Source organism: Alicyclobacillus pomorum DSM 14955, assembly GCF_000472905.1.
Taxonomy (GTDB): Bacteria; Bacillota; Bacilli; order Alicyclobacillales; family Alicyclobacillaceae; genus Alicyclobacillus_A; species Alicyclobacillus_A pomorum.
Genome location: NZ_AXAR01000001.1, coordinates 78,636 through 99,955, shown reverse-complemented (window position 1 = coordinate 99,955; position 21,320 = coordinate 78,636). Strand labels below are relative to the sequence as shown.

Sequence of the window (21,320 nt, the reverse complement as noted above, 5' to 3'; positions counted from 1 at the left end):
GGGAGCAGGCGTCACCGTTTGGTGACGCGTGGCAGAGGAAGCTCACCTTTCAGCATGTGTAACGGGCGTCGAAGTGATTTCAATACCCGACTTCCACCACCGCGTTGACAATGACCATCTCGTCGGTGACGTCTCCCTTGTCCGGCAACACGATACCACTACTCGCTACGAGGCCACCTTGTACCACCTGAACATCTACCTGGCCATACGGGAACACGTGGCGCACAGCTTCGACATCGAGTTCGTCGTGCCGAAAGGGAACCCCAAGCGTCACGCGAACGCGCATGTTGTTTAGCTCCCCTCCGGGTAACACGTCCCGGATGCCTGGCATGGAGTTGTGTCCAATCGCATCTCTGCACGCCCGGACGGCGGCGACCGTCACGTCTTGCCCGTGCAGGTCAATGCCCATTCCAATTTCAATGAAAACAACCTTTTCCACTGAATTCTACCTACCTCTCTATGAGTCTAGTCGAAGGACGTCTTTCAACGCCGCAAACGGATTGTTGCGAAAATCTTCTTCATATACGACTTCCAACTGATATGTCCCAGAGCAGTCGTTGTGTTCTAAGGTAAAAATGGGATCTTCAGGATCATAGATACGAGTTAACACCTGCAGTGTGTTGTAAGCGTCCGACATCGCGCTGTGTGCGTGGCCTTCTGCGGTTAACTCGAGCATCTCCATCGCGGTTTTCAACCCTGCTCGCCGCTCCAGGTGAAACTTCTTCCCGAACCATCGCTGAATGTCGTTGTAATTCCGAATCCAGTCTGTGGATATCTCGTGTCTTCGACAATCCGCGATGAAGTAATCTCTGTCGGACAGCGACCACGAACACAGGTAGTATTCGTCTCGTCCCAACCATTCCCGAAACTTCGTAATGACCTCCGGGAATTGTCCAGCTTTCTGGACCTGTTCCTGGGTAATGCCCGTCAGTTTCGTGGTCGTAACAGGGATGGATGCCACGCCTTGCGGCTCCACGTAGGAATGAAACTTATCTTTTATGACTAATGCCCCGTTCTGCAGTTCCACACGGATGGCGGCGATTTCAATGATTTCCGAGTCATACATCAGTCCCTTGCGGACGATGGCTTCGACGTCGTGAACAATCAGATTCATTCTCCTCACCCTTTGCACAGATGTGCTGAGTTCGCTATATCTACAAAACAATCGTTCATCTGTAATATTGAACCACGCACCAAGTACAATGTCATCCTACCACAGACCGAGTGTCCACATCACACTCGTTTCATGAAAGCGGTCCCCCACAACCATCTGATAGCCGCGGACTCAACCGAAACTTTTCCGCCTTGATCTACAGTTGTCCTCCTGGTACACTGATGTAATAAGAACATATGTTCGTATTCGAGCGCTGGAGGGACGCACCGATGAAACCGCCCACCTTCCACAAAACATCTGCGAAGACCGTGATGAATAAAGTAGACACACCGGCCATGCCGTTCCAGTGGTCACTCAACCCGTATCGTGGATGCACCCATGGGTGCAGCTTTTGTTACGCGCGCAATACGCACACATTCATGGGGATGCGTGCCGACGATTCGTTTCGCACACAAATCTTTGTCAAGGGAAACGCAGCGGAAGCCCTGGAGAGACAACTCGAGCGAATGGCCAAAAGACATCAGTACAACCTCACCGCACTGGCTGAGGAAATCGGTTTGCTGGCGATTGGCACCGCGACAGACCCATACCAGCCTGTGGAAGCGAAAGCCAAAATTACACGCAGATGTCTTGAGGTGCTGGCACAATTCCGGGTACCTGTAACCATCACCACGAGGTCCCCCCTGATCTTGCGCGACCTGGATCTATTCGAAAAACTCGACCTGCGGTCCGTCAATATCAGCATCCACACCCTCGACAAACAAATCTGGCGAAGTCTCGAACCGGCCACGCCCTCTCCGCTCAAACGACTTGAAACCATCCGTACGTTGGTTCAAAACCACGTGAACACCGGTGCCTTGCTCGCTCCAGTCATTCCATACCTCACCGATTCTGACGCGGCGCTCGAACAAGTCATCGGAGCGGTCAAGGAACATCGTGGGCAATTTGTGTCACCTTCCGTCCTTCGCTTGAGCCCAGACGTCAAAACGTGGTTTTTCAGTGTCATTCGCGAACAATTTCCAACTGCGTACGCTCGCATTCGGTCATTGTATCAAGGTCCCTACGCACCTGAGACCTATACCAGGCCGCTTTTGCAAAAAGCCCGTATCATCATGGAGCGTCATGGGTTTCACAATGACGGTCGGGCGGAGTTGAAGCAAACGCCGGCAGTGGAGAAATGTGAATACTTGGAGGGGAAATCCGTTCAACTGGCGTTACCGATTTAATCGTATTCCATTGTGATGTCAGCACTACCTGCACACTCACCTCGCACCAATCCATAGAGAAAGCACCCGCACGCCACAGGCGCGGGTGCTTTTCAAGAAGCTACACACAATCCAATTACAATACAGGTTGTAGAGACTCCCGTTTCCTTTCGTACTCCGCAATCGCAGCCTCGTATTGCAAGGTGAGGCCAATTTCATCGAGTCCCTTCAGCAACATGTTACGCCGAAACTCATCCACCGAGAATGTGGACACCCAGCCGTGACCGTCCGTCACCGTCTGGCGTTCCACATCGACTTCCAGCTCATATCCGGGAGCCAGAGCCTTTTCCATCAAATCGTCCACTTCCGCTTGGGACAGCACAATCGGCAAAATGCCGTTCTTAAAGCAATTATTGTAGAAAATGTCGGCGAACGACGGCGCAATGATGATGCGGAATCCGTAGTCGAGTAGCGCCCATGGTGCGTGTTCCCGGGAAGAACCGCAGCCAAAGTTTGCTCCAGCCACCAGAATCGAAGCACCACTGTACTGCGGCTGGTTTAACTCGAACTCGGGATTGATGGATCCATCCGGTCGAAACCGCCAGTCGTAGAACAGGAATTGACCAAAACCGGATCGTTCAACGCGCTTTAAGAACTGCTTGGGAATAATCTGGTCCGTATCCACGTTTACACGGTTCAGCCGCGCGACCTTTCCGCGATGTCGTACCAAAGGTTCCAAAACCGTACTCCCTCCTTCACGAACTGCCCCATATGTGATGCGAGTTTTCGGGGCTTTACAGAGACTGTGGTGTCCCGAAGCCTATCAACTCGTCTGGTAAGACGTCATCAGTTTTCGTACATCGACAAACCGTCCAGCTATCGCAGCAGCGGCTGCCATGGCAGGACTGACCAAGTGCGTCCGCGCGCCTCGACCCTGTCGGCCCTCGAAGTTCCGATTCGACGTGGATGCGCAACGCTCACCTGCGGGCACGGTGTCGGGATTCATCGCCAGGCACATACTGCACCCGGACTCCCTCCATTCGAAACCTGCACTTTTGAATACCTCGTGCAAACCTTCTGCTTCGGCCTGTTCTTTCACGCGCTTGGAACCCGGCACGACCAGAGCGCGGACCCCCGGTGCCACTTTTCGATCCCGCACCACTTCTGCGGCGACACGAAGATCTTCAATGCGCGAATTTGTGCACGAACCAATGAAAACATGGTGAATCTCGATGTCTTGGATTGGTGTACCGGGCTTCAGTCCCATGTACTGTAGGGCTTGTTCCACAGCTTTGCGCTCTACCTCGTTGTCGTATTGACTGGGGTCCGGCACCGTACCGTTCACACCAACGCACATCGCAGGATTGGTTCCCCAGGTCACCTGCGGCTCCAGATCCGAGACGTCAAACTGGATGACACGGTCGTATGTAGCTCCCTCGTCCGTGTTCAACGCTTTCCATGCCTCCACGTACCGGTCAAACTCGGAGTCCGCAGGTGCATAGCGGCGACCTCGCACATACGCAAACGTCGTTTCATCTGGTCCAACCAGCCCTGCTCGCGCACCGCCTTCAATCACCATGTTGCACAGCGTCATGCGCTCCTCCATGGACATGGCACGCACGACAGGTCCAGTGAATTCAATGACATATCCGGTGCCGAACGACACACCGTGTTGTGCAATGACTCCGAGGATCACATCCTTCGCGGTGACCCCCGGCGCACGCGTGCCTTGCAAATCCAGTTGCAGTGTCTGCGGGCGTTTCTGCCAAAGGCATTGCGTCGCCAACACGTGTTCCACTTCGCTGGTCCCGATGCCAAACGCGAGCGCTCCGAACGCGCCGTGTGTGGACGTGTGGCTGTCACCACAGACCACCGTTTTTCCAGGCAGTGTCAAGCCAAGTTCCGGCCCAATCACGTGAACAATTCCCTGATCTGGACTGTCCAGCCCTGCCAACGGGATACCGAACTCGCGGCAGTTCTCTGCCAGGGTGGTAATCTGTTTGGCCGCAATGGGGTCTTTGACGTCAAACGGATTGTCCGTCGGTACATTGTGATCCATCGTGGCAAACGTCCGGTCCGGGCGACGAACGGATCTTCCCGTCAATCGCAAACCTTCAAATGCTTGCGGAGAAGTCACCTCGTGCACCAGGTGCAAGTCAATGTATAAGAGGGCAGGTCCCCCATCGGGTTGAGTCACCACATGCGCATCCCAAATTTTTTCAAACAGCGTCTTTGGCATCTTCGTATTCCCCCGTGAGGATGGCATCCCGTACGCGGTCTCCCATCTCAGTTGTTGTCAGGTATGGAGGCTGTCCCCCGGTCAGGTCGGCTGTCCTCCAGCCTTGTCGCAAAACCCACTCGACGGCTTTTTCGACTGCGTCAGCCTCCTGCTGAAGTCCAAACGAATGCCGAAGCATCAATGCCACAGACAAAAATGTGGCCAACGGATTGGCCAAGCCCTTACCGGCAATGTCTGGTGCTGACCCGTGAACCGGTTCATACAATCCCGGACCTGCACCGAGGCTGGCCGAGGGCAACATTCCGATGGACCCTGTCAACATGGCCGCTTCGTCGCTCAGAATGTCGCCAAACAGGTTCTCTGTGACAATCACGTCAAACTGCGCGGGTTTTTTCACCAATTGCATCGCAGCGTTGTCTACCAGCACGTGATGGAGTTTGACATCTGGATACCTATCCGCCACTCGTTCCGCAATCTCGCGCCACAGCCGGCTGCTTTCGAGCACATTCGCTTTGTCGACGGAGGTCACCGCCTTCCGCCGCAGGCGAGCAATCTCAAACGCTGTGACGAGAATTCGTTCGATTTCGTGCTCGGTGTACTTCAAGGTGTCTACCACTTCCACCCCGTCTGGACCAACCTGTCTGCCGCGCGGCTGACCAAAATACAGTCCACCCGTCAGTTCGCGGACAATGACCAGGTCTATCCCCGCCAGCACCTCGGGTTTTAACGTCGAGGCATTGGCCAACTCCGCAAACACCTTTACCGGACGCAGGTTTGCATACACGCCCAGATGTTTGCGCAATCCGAGCAGTCCAGTCTCCGGTCGGCGCTCCACGGGTTCCCTATCCCACTTTGGCCCGCCCACGGCCCCTAGCAACACAGCATCGCTCGTGTCACACGCTGCCAACGTCTCCGCCGGCAATGGCGTGCCGTGCTCATCTACCGCGCTGCCACCCACGTCTCCGTAGACGACGTCAAAGCGATGACCAAAGCGCCGTCCCACATCTTCCAATAGTTTTACGGCTTCCGCCGTCACTTCCGGTCCAATCCCATCTCCAGGCAACACACAGATTCGCTTCTCCACGCTTCTCTCTCCTGACTTTGCCGATATGCAATCACTTAGCTGTTTGTGGCAATCAGTTCAAACTGTTCTTTCAATATGATGCGGTTGATGGCGTCCAGGAAGGACTTAGCAGACGCTAAGAGGACGTCGCTGTCCACGCCGCGGCCGTTAGCCACGTGCCCATGGTACTTTACCTTCACGTAGACTTCGGCCAGAGCGTCTTTGCCGCTTGTGGTGGATTGAATGCGATAGTCACTCAGAACCACACGCTCAGACAGCGCGCGCTCCAACGTCCGGTAAATCGCTTCGACGCTCCCTTGTCCCGTAGCCGCTTCGCGAACCACTGAGCCGTCCGGTTTTCGGATTTCTACGGTTGACGTCGCAACGCCGTTGGATCCATACGAAATGTGCAGCAGCTGCAGCTCGTACCCGTTTTGTTGTCCCGCCACGTCCGTCGCAAGCGCGAGGATGTCGTCGTCGGTGACCTCTTTCTTCTTTTCCGTCAGTTCCTTAAAAGCCTTGAACAACTCGTTGAACGCGGTGTCGTCTAAGCGCAGCCCCAGCTCCAGACACCGTTCGCGAAATGCGTGTCGACCGGAGTGTTTGCCCAACACCATTTGATTCGACGACAAGCCGACCATTTCAGGGGAGATGATTTCATAGGTCAGTGCGTTTTTCAGCACGCCGTCCTGGTGGATGCCTGATTCGTGGGCAAACGCATTGGCACCGACGACCGCTTTGTTAGGCGGTACTGGCATGCCTGTCAGTTTACTGACCAGCCGACTGGTGAGGACAATTTGAGACAGGTCAAGGTTGGTTTCAACTTGGTAGACGTCCTTTCGAATGGCGAGAGCCACAGCGATTTCCTCAAGGGATGCATTACCGGCACGTTCCCCGATGCCGTTGATGGTCCCTTCAATCTGATCCACGCCCGCGTCAATCGCCGCGAGGCTGTTGGCCACTGCTAACCCTAAGTCGTCGTGGCAATGAGCAGACAACTTGGCCCGATGGATGTTCGGCACGTGTTCACGGATGTACCGGAACAAACGGGCGTACTCTTCTGGGGACGCGTAGCCTACCGTGTCCGGCAGGTTAATCACTTTTGCTCCAGCGTTTATCACTTGCTCTACAATTTGCACGAGAAAATCCCAATCACTCCGGGTGGCGTCTTCTGCGGACCACTCCACAACGGGAAAGTATTGCGCCGCGTGTCGAACACACTGTACAGCCGCTTCCACGACTTCATGCGGTTGCATGCGTAGCTTGTATTGCATATGAATCGGGGACGTTGCAAGGAAGATGTGTAACCGCGGCTCCACAGCGCCTTTCAGCGCCTCCCAGGCAGTGTCGATGTCCTGTATCGTCGACCTGGCCAAGCCAGCGACCGAGCAGTTCTTGATCTGCTTCGCAATCTCCTGAACAGCGAGGAAGTCCCCGCGGGAGGAAGCCGGAAACCCAGCCTCCATGATGTCTACGCCGAACCGTTCCAACTGAGAGGCAATCTCCAGTTTTTCGTGTGCGTGTAAGTTGACTCCGGCCGACTGTTCCCCATCTCGGAGCGTGGTGTCGAAGACGTCAATGTTGCGCACTTGGCACGACCTCCCGGAATTTGTTTTTGATGAACGGCATCATGTCGCGCAGTTGACGACCGACCACTTCCACGGGATGCTGCTTTTCTTGCTCATTGATGGCATTGAATACCGGACGATTGTTCTCGTTCTCCTCAATCCACCGCTTTGCAAACGTGCCATTCTGGATTTCCGAGAGCAGCGCCTTCATTTCCTGGCGCACAGCGTCGTTGACAATCCGCGGTCCAGCCGTGAAGTCGCCCCACTGCGCCGTGTCCGAAATGGAATACCGCATACCGGACAAACCGCCCTCGTACAACAGATCCACAATCAGCTTCATCTCATGTAGACACTCGAAGTAGGCGAGCTCCGGTTGGTATCCCGCCTCAGTCAACGTTTCGAAGCCGGCCTTGATGAGCGCACTGAGTCCACCGCAGAGCACGGCTTGCTCGCCGAACAAGTCTGTTTCCGTCTCTTCCTTAAACGTAGTTTCCAGCACGCCAGCACGCGTCGCTCCAATGCCGCGTGCGTACGCAAAGGCCGTGTCTCTCGCAAACCCACTTGCATCCTGATGCACCGCAATCAGAGCCGGCACACCGCCGCCCTCGGTGAACACGCGACGCACGAGGTGCCCCGGTCCCTTCGGAGCCACGAGAAAGACGTCAACCTCCGCAGGCGGGACAATCTGTCCGAAGTGGATGTTAAATCCGTGTGCAAATGCGATGGCCTTCCCTCGTTCCAAATAAGGAGCGATGTCCGCTTCGTACACCTGTTTCTGCTTTTCGTCCGGAAGCAACAGCATGACCACATCCGCTTGCTGAACGGCCTCTGCCACTGGCAGGACCGTGAAACCATCTTCCTTGGCTTTTTCGAAAGACCGACCCGGGCGCTGCCCAATGACCACCTGCACACCGCTATCGCGGAGGTTCTGCGCATGCGCGTGACCCTGAGATCCATACCCAACGATGGCAACCGTCTTTTCAGAGAGTGTCGCGAGCGATACGTCGTTGTCGTAGTACATTTTTGCCATGATAATCTTCCCTTTCCTCGAAAGATTCGGTGTTTCCAGTCTAAACGACAGCGGATGTTACAGTGGTAACAATTGCATGCGGTTTGCCTTATTCCCCTCTGTCTGTCGATCCGCTTCGCGCGCGAACGCCGTGACACCCGTCCGCGCGATATCTTTGATGCCGTACGGCCGTAGTAATCCAATCAACGCCTCAATCTTGTCCGGGTGACCAGTCGCTTGAATGGTAATGCTCTCTCTCGTCACATCCACTACGGTCGCGCGGAACGGTTCAATCAACGTGAAGACCTCTGCACGGGTGGAAAGGGGGCTGTTCACCCGAATCAGGACCAACTCCCGGGCAATGATAGCTTGTTCCGTGATGTCGAACACTTTGATGACGTCAATCTGCTTGTGCAACTGCTTGATGACCTGTTCGGCGTCGCGCTCACTGTCCACGTCCAAAAGAATTGTCATGCGAGACAATTCAACGGTTTCAGTGGTTCCGACGGTGATACTCTGAATGTTGAACCCTCGCCTTAAAAACAGGCCGGTGACTCGGTTCAAGACGCCGGTTCGATTGTTGACAATGACAGACAAGATTCGGTTCACGGCTTCACCCCCTCCATTTGATGGATGCCTTTGCCCGGTGCCACCATCGGATACACATTCTCGTCCGGTGCGACCTTACATTCCACAATCACCGGGCCAGGCGTTGCCAGTGCCTGGCGCAGCACGTCCTCCACCTCGTCTGGTGACTGGACCACGAAGCCAGCCATGCCGTAAGCTTCGGCCAGTTTGATAAAATCCGGGTGGTGTGAGAGCAACGACTCGGAGTACCGTTCTCCGTGAAACAATTGCTGCCATTGTCTCACCATGCCGAGGGATTGGTTGTTGAGAATGACAACCTTGACTGGCAATTGATATTCCGTAAGTACGGACAACTCCTGAAGCGTCATTTGGAATCCACCGTCGCCAAGCACCGCACAAACCGTCGCAGACGGCTCTGCAATCTGTGCGCCAATGGCAGCAGGCAGCCCAAATCCCATCGTGCCGAGGCCACCAGAAGTCACCCATCGGTTCGGTTCTGACAATGCGTAGAATTGTGCGGCCCACATTTGGTGTTGCCCGACATCTGTGACCACGATGGCACTGCCACCCGTGATGTCGTGAAGGCACTCAATCACGCGCTGCGGCTTCAATACGGCGCTCGTACGGTCGTACCACAGTGGATAATCCCGCTTCAGCTCATCCAGATAGTGGAGCCAATCCTGCGAAGCACTGGGAGAAGACATCTCTTCTAGCAACATCTCCAAGGCTATTTTTGCGTCACCCACGACCGGGATGTCGGTGACAACGTTCTTCCCAATTTCCGCAGGATCAATATCAATGTGCACAACCTTTGCAAACTGAGCAAAGTGTTGGAGGTTCCCAGTCAGCCTATCGTCAAACCGCGCACCAATGTTAATCAGGAGGTCCGATTCGTACATCGCCATATTCGCCGCGTACGTTCCGTGCATACCGCCCATACCGAGAAACAGCTCGTGTTCTGCTGGGAATGCACCCAAGCCGAGCAGTGTGTGTACCACCGGTATGCGCGCTTCCTCTGCAAATCTCCGCAGCGCTTGGTGTGCCCGCGCGTGAAGCACGCCCGCCCCAGCCAGGATGACCGGTTTCTTGGCGGCAGCCACCGCTTCCGCAACCTTTCGAATTTGGAGGCGATTTGGAACTACGGTCGGCTGGTAGCCCGGCAGGTGTACGGGTTGGTCGTAGGCAAACAGCCCCACGGCATTCGACACGTCCTTCGGGATGTCAATCAAGACAGGACCCGGCCGCCCCGTTTGGGCGATGTGAAACGCTTCCTTGATGATGCGGGGCAAATCTTGAACGTTGCGTACCTGGTAGTTGTGTTTCGTAATCGGCATGGTAATGCTCAGGATGGCTGCTTCCTGAAACGCGTCCGTTCCGATGACGGTAGTGCTCACCTGACCCGTGATGACCACCAACGGCAGAGAATCCATCATGGCGTCGGTCAAGCCCGTGATGAGGTTGGTCGCGCCCGGCCCTGAGGTGGCAATCACCACGCCGGCTCTCCCGGTCACGCGAGCGTATCCCTCCGCAGCGTGAATTCCGCCTTGCTCGTGTCGAGTGAGGATGTGGCGGATCCCACAGCGGTAGAGTGCGTCGTAAATCGGCAGCACTGCCCCCCCAGGATAGCCAAACAGTACGTCCACACCCTCTTCCTTCAAGGCCTGCACGAGCATGGCCGCGCCACTCATCTCTTGAGCCACCTGAGTTTCTGCTGCGTTCGCCTCCACAGAATTGGTTGTCAATTCAATCCCCCCTCGCAAATCGGATCAGTTATATCTTCAGCACGCCGCCGGTGTTCGCCGAGGTCACCAGCTTGGCGTAGCGCGCCAAATAACCACTCTTGACTTTCGGCTCAGGCGGAGCAAACCGCTCTTTCCGTGCGGCCAGCTCTGCGTCTGACACGAGCACATCGATGGAGCGTGCCGCGAGGTCAATGACAATTCGGTCGCCCGGCTCAATCCAGCCAATCGGGCCTCCTTCTGCCGCCTCCGGCGAGATGTGACCCACACAGATGCCTCTGGTTGCACCGGAAAATCGACCGTCCGTGATTAAGGCCACTTGCGTATCCAGGCCTCTGCCGACAATCGCCGACGTGGGTGCGAGCATTTCCGGCATCCCCGGCCCGCCTTTTGGCCCTTCGTAGCGGATGACCACCACGTGGCCCGGTTGCACCAGACCGTCGTCTATACCCTTCTGCGCATCCTCCTGGGAGTCAAACACGATGGCCGTACCCTCAAAGCGGGTGATGCTCGGATCTACCGCGCCCACCTTGATGACAGCTCCGTCAGGAGCGAGGTTGCCATAGAGGATGGAGAGTCCGCCGACAGGGCTGTACGGGTTGTCCCGCGGCCGGATCACTTCTGGATTGAGGATTTCCGCAGACGCTGCATTTTCCGCAACAGTGCGTCCTGTCACCGTGATGCGATCCCCGTGAATCGCACCGTCAATCTTCGCCAGTTCATGGATGATGGCTTGAATGCCGCCGGCGAGATGGGCGTCGTGAATGGAATAGTCTGACGCTGGACTGATTTTTGCTAGGTACGGTACCCGTTGCGCAATTTCGTTAATGCGCCTGAGGTCGTATTCGATGCCTGCCTCATTGGCAATCGCCAGCAAGTGCAGAACCGTGTTTGTGGAGCCTCCCATGGCCATGTCCAGTGCAAACGCATCGTCAATCGCCTCAGCGGTGATGATGTCCCGCGGCCGGATATCCTTTTCAATCATGGCCATCAGGTGTTCTGCAGCCTGAAAAATCAGTTCCCTGCGTTGTTCCGAGACAGCGAGAATGGTTCCGTTGCCGGGCGGAGCGATACCGAGCATTTCCATGATGCAGTTCATGGAGTTGGCTGTGAACATCCCGCTGCAAGATCCACACGTTGGACAAGCCTGGGTTTCGAGCTCAAGCAACTCCTCGTCCGTGATGCGCCCCGACTTGTAACTGCCAACGCCCTCAAATACCGATGACAGAGACAGCTGTTTACCGGATTTCGCCCTGCCGGCCGCCATCGGCCCGCCGGAAACGAAGACGGCAGGAACGTTGGTGCGGACGGCAGCCATGAGCATGCCCGGCGTAATCTTGTCACAGTTCGGCATGAAGAACACGCCGTCAAACCAGTGCGCCTGAATCATGGTCTCTGCCGAATCCGCAATAATCTCGCGACTGGGCAATGAATACCTCATGCCGATATGCCCCATCGCGATGCCGTCGTCCACGCCAATGGTGTTAAACTCGAACGGCACACCTCCGGCCCGACGGATGGCCTCCTTGACCACTTCTCCAAGTTCCTTAAGGTGCACGTGTCCAGGGACAATATCGACGTATGAGTTACAAATGCCGATAAACGGCTTGGGTAAGTCGGTGGGTTTAACGCCCGTTGCGTACAGGAGACTTCGATGTGGCGCCCTGTCCACACCCTTCTTGATCATGTCACTTCTCATCACATCGCACCCTTACGCAAGTTCTGCATGAACACTGGAAACTGGCGTCAGCGTATATTTGACACCATCCTGTCGAGTCAACTTGCGGAACCCTTCGAGCAATCGATGGGTGTGGGGACCCGGTCGTCCGTCGCCAATTTGTCGGCTGTCGACGCGAACCACTGGCATAATCTCCACCGCCGTCCCAGAGAGGAAGACTTCGTCTGCTGTGTACACGTCGTGCAGCGTAAATGGTTCCTCTTTCACGACGTAGCCCATGTTTTCCGCCACCTCCATGACTGCGCGGCGAGTGATGCCGTCTAGCGCGCCCAAGTAACAGGGAGGCGTGTACAAAACACCCCGTTTGACGACAAACACGTTATCTCCAGAGCCCTCAGTGACATAGCCTTCCGTATTGAGTGTCAACGCTTCGGACACGCCGGCTTGATGTGCTTCAATACGAATGAGAATGTTGTTGAGGTAATTGAGAGACTTGATTTTGGGGTTCAGTGCGTCCGGGCGATTTCGCCGAGTCGCCACAGTGACCAAAGACGTGCCGGCATCGTACATTTCCTGTGGGAACATCGCCAGCTGCTCGGCAATCACGATGACCTGAGGGTTGCGACAGGCGAATGGATCCAGCCCGAGATTTCCTTCACCCCGTGAGACAACGAGACGGATGTACGCACTGGACAGCTCGTTCTTTTGGAGTGTTTTCACAACCATGTCTTCAACTTCTGTCGGAGAATATGGGAGTTCGAGGAGAATCGCCTTGGCGGATTCAAACAACCGTTCGACGTGTTCTTCCAAACGAAAAACGTTGCAGTCGTAAGATCGGATTCCTTCGAAAATTCCATCTCCATATAGAAACCCATGGTCAAAGACAGAGACTTTCGCGTCTTCACGCCGTACGTAATCACCATTCATGAATATCCACTGTTCCATGATGCATCCTCCCTGACGATTGTCAAAATATTTGAACTATATAAGGTAATAAATAGACCTCTGCCTTGGCTCAAACCAAAGCACACGTCACAGCACCCTGGTTCAGAACCTTCCGCAGAGGTTTTTATCCTCACGGTGTACACCTTTGGGTGTCGGTATCGCTCGGACCAGAAAAACCTGTGGCCGACCACAGCGGAACCCTAGATACCCTCCTGAATCCAACCTCAATTCCTTGTTGTTGTGATTGTACTGACGGCGTTCCTCCTGGTCAATACAATGTTTGTAACGATTCCGTTATGGCGCCATCCATGTAAGCGATTACTTTCTCATGGCATATGAACAAGTAGAATTTATGAAAAAATTGTGACAATGTGATTTGATGGGTTCTTGGGCCCCTTATGTCAATTTTCATTGCACAACGGGACCATTTATCTACCGCATCGGCGAAAATATTTTTATCATGATGATGAGGCGTCGAATGCATAGAGATTGAGACCTCCAAAACGGACATCGCGACGTATGGGGTGCTGACACGGAAAAGCAAAATTTTACATGACTATCATCCCATACAAGCCGGTCTATTTCACGAATTGTAAAATATGGATTATCGGTTATGATATACCGTGCAGTCATTCACAGTTCGACACACATTCCTCTGGAGGTGCTGCCGAGATGGACGAAAGACAATGGACAGAGGAACAAAACTACTTACATCACGTACAAGACGTGCTTGATAAACTACGACACACCGCCGAACAAGCAACCGATAGACGCATGCGTGAACTCCTCGAACATCGAAGATACATGTGGGAAAACGTCGCCCATGATGCCGCGAACGAGGAAACCCGGATCTTGCAAGCGCAGCATGTGTCCGACTTGGCGAGTCAGGAACGTGAACACGAAGTGTTACAAAACGTCGTCCGTCAATACGAGCGAATTCAACGAAACCCGTACTTCGGAAGAATGGACTTTCACGAACAAGGGCAACAAACTGCGGAAAAGATCTATATCGGGATTGCAACCGTCCGCGAGCCCGAGGACCTCTCCCTACTGGTCTACGATTGGAGAGCACCGATTTGCAGCCTGTACTACGATTTTTCACCCGGCGCGGTAGAATACAACACGCCAGAAGGACCCGTGTCAGGGACAATGACGTTAAAGCGCCAGTACATGATTTCGGGCCGTACCCTCGAAGCGATGTTCGATACGGATGTCCGCATTGGCGACGAGATTCTTCAAACCATGTTGGCCAAGCACGCGGACGACAAGATGTCATCCATCGTGACCAGCATTCAGAAGGAGCAAAATCGAGCGATTCGCAATCTGAATCATCGCGTGTTCATCGTGCAAGGGCCGGCAGGCAGTGGCAAAACATCCATCGCATTGCAGCGTGTCGCGTACTTGTTGTACATCCACCGACACCACGTAACCGCGGACAACATTCTTCTGTTTGCGCCCAACAATATCTTTCAAGATTACGTGTCCAACGTTCTTCCGGAGCTCGGCGAGTCAAACGTGCTACAGGACACATTCCAGGACTACGTTCGGGGTGTGTTCGATATCGACGCGCCATTCGAAGATTTTTACACACACATGGAAGGCATCCTCACCGCTGACGAAGGTTCCTCAAACGACAAGGCTGCCGCCATCGCGTTTAAATTCTCGCACTCGTTTTACGAGTGCATGCGCCGTTACGTTGCGTACCTTGGTGAGCAAGGGATGCCCTTTGAAGATCTGGCGTACCGTGGTAGGCCCATTGTCAGAGCACAGAGGATGACTGAGCTGTTCTACGGGCCACTGAAGCGCTATAACCTGCCTGCACGCTTTCAGCACCTCACTTCCTACGTGGACAGAGTGTTGCACAAGGTGGAGGAGAAACTGCAACAGCGGTTTGAACAGAAGCTGCTCGCAAAGAACAACTACATCGGCACCGATGAAGAAATTCATCAGATGAGTTGCAGCAAGGCAGCGAAAGTCGTGCGAGAACTCAAGTCTGCCTTTCGTCGGCAGATCCGCTCCCTGCCCATGCGCTTATATGTTCAGTTGTTCGAGAACGCCTACACTTGGAGTGCCGTGACGCAGGGCTTGACGTGTCCAAATGACGTCCATCAGATTCGCAACATCACCGTGGAAACCCTGCGCAGTGGGAAGACCATTCCCTACGAAGACACTGTGCCCCTTGCGTACCTGTACTCCACCGTGGTTGGACCGGCCGTGAAAAAGGATATTCGACACGTGCTCGTTGACGAAGCTCAGGATTACACGTGGTTGCAGTACGAAACCATGCGAAGGATATTCCCGAGATCTGGGTTTACCATTCTCGGCGACATGCACCAATCCATTCACCCGTACATGAATCGGGATGAATTTCACGGCCTTGGCGAAGTGTTTGGCGAGGGAGAGGTTGCGTTTTTCAGACTCACCAAGAGTTATCGGTCGACGCGCGAGATCATGCAGTTCGCTCAGTCCGTACTTGGAGAACCTGACGTCAGTGAACCGATTCGCACCTCAGGAGAAGCGCCAGCCGTGGTTCGTGCGGATGCAGACACCGTGCGCGAGGCGGTACTCGAACACATACGTCGTTACCAGGCGGCGGGCGACGTGTCCATCGCCATCATTTGCCGAACAGCGGCGCGCGCACAATCCATGTGGAATGCACTTCCACCGGACGTCCAGGCCGTCCTGTTCACAAAGGATGACCGCGCGTTTCGAACAGGCGTGGTTGTCGTGCCGTCGTATCTGACGAAAGGATTGGAGTTTGACGCAGTCATCGTCCCCGACGCCGCGGACTACAAGGTGAATGAGAAGAGGCTGTTTTACACGGTCTGCACGCGGGCATTACACCACTTGACCGTCATCGACTGCGGTGGCGCAGAACTTCTACGTGAAGCGGAGAGATAGTTTTCGCCATGGAACACGTCCACAGGTGGAATTTGCACATCGCTCCATGTGAACTGGCGGCCCGCATCTGTGCGGACCGCCTCGCACGGTTTGGAAGCACCGGGCACATCAAGCTCAACCGAGCAGTTTCTTGATCAGAGGGATCTGACCTCGATGGTGCACCGTGTGCGCAATCATGTACGACAGTAGTTGGCGTTTGTTCAATTCCCCGATGCCAAGTTTCAAACCCGGAGCGGTCAGATCTTGCTCCGTCAGCTTTGACAGGGTTTCTTCCGCAATCTGCAAGTTCTCCTGCCACTGGCGTTTGATGGAGGCAACATCCCAGTGGCTGGCTCGGAACGGGGCTTGGACGTCCATGTCCGCCGAAGTGCCCGCCAAGGCTGCGAGAAACTTGCGTTCCACCAGGACCACATGCTCCACAATACTCGCGATGTTGTTGAAGTTTTCAGCTGGATTTTTTAACCATTGCTCGTCGCTGAGGTCCGCCACCATCTTGTCAACGCTACGATGTACGGACACGAGCAGTTGATACTGATCTTGCACTTCTGGGATCATGTGTTCCATCCTCCTTGTTGAGAAGGCGATATGTAGAGATGTTCCGCTTCCATTTTACAACAATTTCAAAAGGCATGAAACACAGTCCAGGTGAACGCCCTTTGGCCTACGGTTTCAGAATCAGTTTTCCCCAGGTCTTGCGGGTTGCAAGTTCCTCCAGCGCGTCAGGTAGAGTATCGAACGGGTACTCTTTGTAAATCAGCGGCTGGATGGATGCTTCCAGCATCATATCCACCAATCGATCCTCGATGTCCCGGACTTTCTCCGGCATGAGCCGACGAAACAGTCCCCAGTGGACACCCACAATCGAGTAATTCTTCACGAGCGCATGGTTTGTCGGCGCGTCCGCAATTCGCCCACCTGCAAACCCAATGACCAGTAGTCGTCCCATAAACGAAATACACTTGCGGGAAGCATCGAAGACGTCTCCCCCTACGGGATCAAACACCACGTCGGCGCCACGCCCCTGTGTCCGTTCCTTTACCACGCCGATAAAGCTACCCGCCCGGTAGTCAACGACTTCATCCGCGCCAAGCCTACGGCAAATGTCGACCTTTTCGGCTCCCCCCGCAGTGGCAATGACCACCGCTCCAGCTGCCTTCCCGATTTGAATGGCAGCCGATCCTACTCCGCCAGCGCCCGCGTGCACGAGCAACGTTTCTCCAGGTTGCAGATTTGCACAGGTGTGCAGGGCGTAGTAGGCCGTCTGATAGGTAATGAAATGTGCAGCCGCCTCTGGCGCAGTGATGGATTCCGGCATTGCGTATACGTCCCGCTCAGAAACCGAGACGTACTCCGAAAATCCACCGTTTGGCAGTGCACACATCGCCACCACTCGCTGTCCTTTGTGAAGCGAGGCACCTTCCCCAACTTCTTCGACTACGCCCGCAATTTCCGCCCCCGGTGTAAATGGCAGAGGGGGCTTTTCTTGATATTTGCCCTGACACACGAGAATGTCCAGGAAATTGACAGCCGCTGCCTCGACCCGAATCCGAATCTGACCCACCTTGACGTCTGGTTTAGGCACATCCACCAGTTTCAACACATCGCGCGGTTCCCCAAGCGTCTGAACCTGCCATTGACGCATCTCCTGATTCCCCCCTTCGCCGAACCTACGAGAGTCGAAGAGTCCACCACGCCTACATTAGGCGCGTGGACCACCTGCGACGTAGATGACCTGGCCGGACACAAAACTTGCATCTTCACTGCAGAGGAACGCAATCACGTTAGCCACGTCCTGTGGACGACCTACCCGGCGGAGCGGTATTTCTTTGGCTGCGTATGCCTTAAAGTCCTCTGGGTCGACACCCATTCGTTCTGCGGTCTGCCGCGTCATGTCCGTATCAATGAAACCAGGCGCCACCGCGTTCACGTTGATGTTGAACGGCCCCAGTTCAATCGCCAACGTCTTGGTAAATCCCTGAATGCCGGCTTTTGCTGCGGAATAGTTCGCCTGTCCACGGTTGCCGAGGGCAGAGGTGCTGCTGACATTGACAATCTTGCCGTACTTCTGTTGCACCATGTACCTCTGGGCAGCGCGGCTGCACAGAAAGTGTCCACGCAAGTGCACGTTCATCACGGTGTCCCAATCCTCTTCGGTCATCTTGTGCAGGAGATTATCCCGAATGACACCTGCATTGTTGACAAGCACGTCCACCGTTCCAAATGTGGAGGCAATTCGTTCAACGGCTGCTTCCACCTGCGTAGCATCGGTGACGTTGCACCCTACAGCAATGGCTTCACCGCCCGCTTCACGTATACGCGCGACGACTGCTTCGCAGGCCTTTTCATCTAAATCCACCACCGCGATGTTCGCACCGTCCGCTGCGAGTCGTTCGGCAGTCGCCGCCCCAATACCGCGCGCTGCTCCTGTCACCATGGCTGTCTTTCCTGTCAAGTTCCCCATGTTCCATTCTCCTTCTCTCGTTCTTTAGGTGTGATTCACACTTCATGCATATGACATTCGCCTATGCCGTAAACACGGCATGCCCTGTGACAGCAACTCGCCCGTCTTGTTGGACGGTTGCGGAGACGTCACACGACACCCACTGCACACCATCTTCATCGCGAACATCTGTGACCACACCTTCGCAGACAATGACGTCTCCGGGCCGAACCATTTCGCGAAAGCGAACACGAAACTGTTTCAACGCCCCAGGCGTTCCTGTTGCATCGGTCAACATCTGTCCCACAAAAGCCATGGTGAGCATGCCGTGCGCAATCACGCCACCAAGTCCAACCTCCTTGGCAAACTCATCCACCGTGTGAATGGGGTTGAAATCCCCAGATGCGCCAGAGTACATCACCAGTTGAGTTTTTGTCACTGGGGGCTTGATCAAGGGGCCTAGCTTATCACCGACGGCAAATCGCTTCTGATTCACGCCACTCCCCCCTGTTCGCGATAAATGGCAGTCAGTCGCTCACGTACAACCAAGTCCCCGGAGTCATCCACCGCTGTGTTTTCAAAGACGAGAAAGATCATGGATCCAAGCCGTCCGCTCTTTTCATGGACTTCAATCAGTTTTGAACTGCAGTACAGCACGTCGCCGGCGTAGATTGGGCGGAAGTACTCAAACTGTTGTTCCCCGTGAATCAGCCCTGCTTTGGGCAAGGGCAGATCCGGAATCTTCCCGTAGTCAAATGTTCGACTGAATGTCGGAGGCGCCACAACACGCCCATCGGCGCCGGTTCCATCGCGATAGAGCGGATTGGGATCGCCGATAGCATCTGCAAACTTGCGAATGGCGCCCTTTTCAACCTCGTTTCGGACTGGGGACGATGAACGCCCCACAAACGGCTCAAAAGTTTCCAATGACACAATACCCCTCCTACTCTTTCGACCGACTGATTGGTAGACGGCGTTTGCAATCCGAATACCGATGTTGTCTCTGAGTGACCTGTGAACGGCACACACCATCTCCTGGAGGCTGTACGATACTACGACGTCAGGCGCCCTTCCTCGTATTGCTCGCGCAACGTCTTCTTGGAGAACTTCCCAACGCTGGTTTTCGGCACCTCATCGATAAACACAAAGTCGTCAGGTATCCACCACTTGGGCACCCTGTCCGCGAGAAAGGCCGACAGCTCCTCCTTGCTCACTCTTCCCCGGTATTCTGGCTTTAAAGAGACACAGGCGAGGGGTCGCTCCTGCCACTTCGGATGCGCGATGGCAATCACCGCAGCTTCGGCTACCGCTGGATGTGCCATGATGGCGTTTTCGAGATCCACCGACGAAATCCACTCTCCGCCGCTCTTAATTAAATCTCGCGTTCTGTCGACAACTTGCAGATAACCGTTCTGGTCGAGCGTAACAATATCTCCCGTACGGAACCATCCGTCTACAAACGATTCTTTTGACTTCTCCGGATTTTTGTAGTACTCATTGATGACCCATGGACCGCGTAACAGAAGTTCACCCATCTCCTTGCCGTCGTGCGCGACTTCCTCGCCGTTTGTATTGACAATACGCATTTCCAGCCCCGGTAGGATGAGCCCGGTCTTGGCCCGCAACTGGTACAGCTCTGTCCCCTGCAAATCCTTGAATTTAGATTTCGGTACATTGATGAACGTCACTGGAGTCGTCTCCGTTTGGCCGTATCCTTGATAGAGCTTGACGCCGAGTTGCTCCTGGTATGCCTGAGTCAACGCTGCTGGCAACGCAGAGCCGCCGGACATGAAGTAACGCACGTGGCTGAAGTCATACTTGCCTGGGTTCGCCAACACATGTTGAAGGATTCCCATCCAAATGGTAGGAACCCCAACACTAAAGGTTACCTTTTCGTTGTGAATCAGCTCACACAAGTCGGCAGAGGTCGGCCGCGGCCCAGGGTATACCTGCTTCGCACCTGCCCACGTATCGGTGTATGGACGCCCCCAGGCATTGACGTGAAACATCGGAACAATCGGCATGGTCACATCAGACTCGTGGACGCCAAGCTCGCCTGTGAGGCAGGTTAGACAGTGTAAGTATAAGCCTCGGTGACTGTATACCACACCTTTTGGATCCCCAGTGGTAGCTGAGGTATAGCTGATGATGGCTGGTGTGCGTTCATCAAATTCCGGGAACGTATAGTCGGAACTGGCGTCTGCGATGAGGTCTTCGTACAGAATGGCACCTGGTAGAGGTATGTCCTGCAGCGCTGTCTTGTCCGTCATGATGACATAGTGTTGTACGGTTTTTAGTTCACTGGCAATGGGTGCAATCAAGGGCACCAAATCTTCATCCACGAACAATACCTTGTCTTCCGCGTGGTTGATGGTATATATCAGTTGGTCCTTAAACAACCGAATATTGACCGTGTGGAGAACGCGCTGTGAACACGGGACTGCGTAGTAGAGCTCCAAGTGGCGGTGGTGATTCCACGCAAACGATGCCACTCGTTCCCCAGGTTGAACACCTAACGAGTTCAGTGCGTTCGCCAGTCTGCACACACGGGTATGCAGGTCGCGATACGTGTAACGAAAGAGTCCGGAATAATCTCTCGAGACAATCTCTTTTTCGGGAAAGATAGTAACAGCTCGGTACAGCGCCGATTTGAGCAATAACGGATAGTCCATCATCGTCCCCATTCACTCCCCATTGACCTCAAGAATCATCCCATGGTCTATCTCCGATGCGACGCGCCTCATGATTGCGCTTTCACAACATCCGCCATCCCTCTCTTCATAAAATGATATTAGAATCATTTCCACGTAATTTGATTATATGTTTGCACT

At 54.5% G+C, this 21,320-nt stretch carries 19 protein-coding genes; 2 read left to right on the top strand and 17 right to left on the bottom strand.

What is annotated here, in order from left to right:
* Window positions 1–79 precede the first annotated feature (79 nt).
* Both YWK_RS0100420 and YWK_RS0100415 read right to left on the bottom strand, forming a co-directional pair.
* A complete protein-coding gene (locus tag YWK_RS0100420) occupies window positions 80–439 on the bottom strand; it encodes a Lin0512 family protein (protein WP_026963216.1) in 360 nt (119 codons plus the stop codon).
* A gap of 18 nt (window positions 440–457) precedes the next feature.
* On the bottom strand, window positions 458–1,114 hold the full coding sequence (locus YWK_RS0100415; protein ID WP_026963215.1) for a 3'-5' exonuclease: 657 nt from the start codon (window positions 1,112–1,114) through the stop codon (window positions 458–460).
* A 269-nt stretch (window positions 1,115–1,383) separates the two neighbouring features.
* Here YWK_RS0100415 and YWK_RS17605 point away from each other — a divergent pair, with 269 nt between their 5' ends.
* Window positions 1,384–2,340 carry an SPL family radical SAM protein gene (locus tag YWK_RS17605; protein WP_051374821.1) on the top strand — a complete coding sequence of 319 codons (957 nt, stop codon included), beginning with the start codon at window positions 1,384–1,386 and terminating at the stop codon, window positions 2,338–2,340.
* A gap of 115 nt (window positions 2,341–2,455) precedes the next feature.
* Here YWK_RS17605 and leuD read toward each other — a convergent pair whose 3' ends face one another.
* The 9 genes from leuD to ilvE all read right to left on the bottom strand — a co-directional run bounded on the left by leuD (window position 2,456) and on the right by ilvE (window position 13,151).
* A complete protein-coding gene (leuD, locus tag YWK_RS0100405) occupies window positions 2,456–3,058 on the bottom strand; it encodes a 3-isopropylmalate dehydratase small subunit (protein ID WP_026963214.1) in 603 nt (200 codons plus the stop codon).
* Between the two features lie 84 nt (window positions 3,059–3,142).
* On the bottom strand, window positions 3,143–4,558 hold the full coding sequence (leuC, locus tag YWK_RS0100400; RefSeq protein ID WP_026963213.1) for a 3-isopropylmalate dehydratase large subunit: 1,416 nt from the start codon (window positions 4,556–4,558) through the stop codon (window positions 3,143–3,145).
* Window positions 4,539–5,642, bottom strand: a complete 1,104-nt coding sequence (gene leuB, locus YWK_RS17600) for a 3-isopropylmalate dehydrogenase (RefSeq protein ID WP_035465644.1) — start codon at window positions 5,640–5,642, stop codon at window positions 4,539–4,541. Before leuB ends, leuC begins: the two co-directional genes overlap by 20 nt.
* A 35-nt stretch (window positions 5,643–5,677) precedes the next feature.
* Window positions 5,678–7,210 (bottom strand): 2-isopropylmalate synthase, encoded by a 1,533-nt coding sequence (locus YWK_RS0100390; RefSeq protein ID WP_026963212.1) that lies wholly within the window; start codon window positions 7,208–7,210, stop codon window positions 5,678–5,680.
* Complete coding sequence (gene ilvC / locus YWK_RS0100385; RefSeq protein WP_026963211.1) at window positions 7,197–8,219, bottom strand: ketol-acid reductoisomerase; 1,023 nt, start codon at window positions 8,217–8,219, stop codon at window positions 7,197–7,199. The genes YWK_RS0100390 and ilvC overlap by 14 nt, the downstream gene beginning before the upstream one ends.
* A 57-nt stretch (window positions 8,220–8,276) precedes the next feature.
* Window positions 8,277–8,807 carry an acetolactate synthase small subunit gene (ilvN, locus tag YWK_RS0100380; RefSeq protein WP_026963210.1) on the bottom strand — a complete coding sequence of 177 codons (531 nt, stop codon included), beginning with the start codon at window positions 8,805–8,807 and terminating at the stop codon, window positions 8,277–8,279.
* Complete coding sequence (ilvB, locus tag YWK_RS0100375; protein WP_051374926.1) at window positions 8,804–10,474, bottom strand: acetolactate synthase large subunit; 1,671 nt, start codon at window positions 10,472–10,474, stop codon at window positions 8,804–8,806. Before ilvB ends, ilvN begins: the two co-directional genes overlap by 4 nt.
* Window positions 10,475–10,556: 82 nt before the next feature.
* Complete coding sequence (ilvD, locus tag YWK_RS0100370; RefSeq protein ID WP_026963208.1) at window positions 10,557–12,224, bottom strand: dihydroxy-acid dehydratase; 1,668 nt, start codon at window positions 12,222–12,224, stop codon at window positions 10,557–10,559.
* 12 nt (window positions 12,225–12,236) lie between these two features.
* Window positions 12,237–13,151 (bottom strand): branched-chain-amino-acid transaminase, encoded by a 915-nt coding sequence (gene ilvE / locus YWK_RS0100365; protein WP_026963207.1) that lies wholly within the window; start codon window positions 13,149–13,151, stop codon window positions 12,237–12,239.
* Window positions 13,152–13,820: 669 nt separating this feature from the next.
* On the opposite strand from ilvE, the gene helD reads away from it, so the two are divergent.
* Window positions 13,821–16,049, top strand: coding sequence for an RNA polymerase recycling motor HelD (gene helD / locus YWK_RS17595; RefSeq protein WP_051374819.1), 2,229 nt, complete (start codon window positions 13,821–13,823; stop codon window positions 16,047–16,049).
* A gap of 114 nt (window positions 16,050–16,163) precedes the next feature.
* On the opposite strand, the gene YWK_RS0100350 is transcribed toward helD, so the two are convergent.
* The 6 genes from YWK_RS0100350 to YWK_RS0100325 all read right to left on the bottom strand — a co-directional run bounded on the left by YWK_RS0100350 (window position 16,164) and on the right by YWK_RS0100325 (window position 21,164).
* A complete protein-coding gene (locus YWK_RS0100350; RefSeq protein WP_026963205.1) occupies window positions 16,164–16,604 on the bottom strand; it encodes a DinB family protein in 441 nt (146 codons plus the stop codon).
* Window positions 16,605–16,710: 106 nt separating this feature from the next.
* A complete protein-coding gene (locus YWK_RS0100345) occupies window positions 16,711–17,691 on the bottom strand; it encodes an NADPH:quinone oxidoreductase family protein (RefSeq protein ID WP_026963204.1) in 981 nt (326 codons plus the stop codon).
* A gap of 57 nt (window positions 17,692–17,748) precedes the next feature.
* Window positions 17,749–18,510, bottom strand: coding sequence for an SDR family NAD(P)-dependent oxidoreductase (locus tag YWK_RS0100340; RefSeq protein ID WP_026963203.1), 762 nt, complete (start codon window positions 18,508–18,510; stop codon window positions 17,749–17,751).
* A gap of 61 nt (window positions 18,511–18,571) precedes the next feature.
* The gene (locus tag YWK_RS0100335; RefSeq protein ID WP_026963202.1) at window positions 18,572–18,985 is read right to left on the bottom strand and encodes a MaoC/PaaZ C-terminal domain-containing protein; all 414 of its coding nucleotides are present in this window, start codon (window positions 18,983–18,985) and stop codon (window positions 18,572–18,574) included.
* Window positions 18,982–19,422: a MaoC family dehydratase N-terminal domain-containing protein gene (locus tag YWK_RS0100330; protein WP_026963201.1), complete on the bottom strand. Its 441-nt coding sequence runs from the start codon at window positions 19,420–19,422 to the stop codon at window positions 18,982–18,984. Before YWK_RS0100330 ends, YWK_RS0100335 begins: the two co-directional genes overlap by 4 nt.
* Window positions 19,423–19,541: 119 nt before the next feature.
* Window positions 19,542–21,164: a long-chain fatty acid--CoA ligase gene (locus YWK_RS0100325; protein WP_026963200.1), complete on the bottom strand. Its 1,623-nt coding sequence runs from the start codon at window positions 21,162–21,164 to the stop codon at window positions 19,542–19,544.
* Window positions 21,165–21,320 lie beyond the last annotated feature (156 nt).

What these genes read in the sequence shown, in the direction of transcription:
- YWK_RS0100415 (WP_026963215.1), bottom strand. Translation starts at nt 1,114, where the DNA reads ATGAATCTGATTGTTCACGACGTCGAAGCCATCGTCCGCAAGGGACTG.
- YWK_RS17605 (WP_051374821.1), top strand. Translation starts at nt 1,384, where the DNA reads ATGAAACCGCCCACCTTCCACAAAACATCTGCGAAGACCGTGATGAAT.
- leuC (WP_026963213.1), bottom strand. Translation starts at nt 4,558, where the DNA reads ATGCCAAAGACGCTGTTTGAAAAAATTTGGGATGCGCATGTGGTGACT.
- ilvC (WP_026963211.1), bottom strand. Translation starts at nt 8,219, where the DNA reads ATGGCAAAAATGTACTACGACAACGACGTATCGCTCGCGACACTCTCT.
- ilvB (WP_051374926.1), bottom strand. Translation starts at nt 10,474, where the DNA reads ATGAGTGGCGCGGCCATGCTCGTGCAGGCCTTGAAGGAAGAGGGTGTG.
- ilvD (WP_026963208.1), bottom strand. Translation starts at nt 12,224, where the DNA reads ATGAGAAGTGACATGATCAAGAAGGGTGTGGACAGGGCGCCACATCGA.
- helD (WP_051374819.1), top strand. Translation starts at nt 13,821, where the DNA reads ATGGACGAAAGACAATGGACAGAGGAACAAAACTACTTACATCACGTA.
- YWK_RS0100350 (WP_026963205.1), bottom strand. Translation starts at nt 16,604, where the DNA reads ATGATCCCAGAAGTGCAAGATCAGTATCAACTGCTCGTGTCCGTACAT.
- YWK_RS0100345 (WP_026963204.1), bottom strand. Translation starts at nt 17,691, where the DNA reads ATGCGTCAATGGCAGGTTCAGACGCTTGGGGAACCGCGCGATGTGTTG.
- YWK_RS0100340 (WP_026963203.1), bottom strand. Translation starts at nt 18,510, where the DNA reads ATGGGGAACTTGACAGGAAAGACAGCCATGGTGACAGGAGCAGCGCGC.
- YWK_RS0100325 (WP_026963200.1), bottom strand. Translation starts at nt 21,164, where the DNA reads ATGATGGACTATCCGTTATTGCTCAAATCGGCGCTGTACCGAGCTGTT.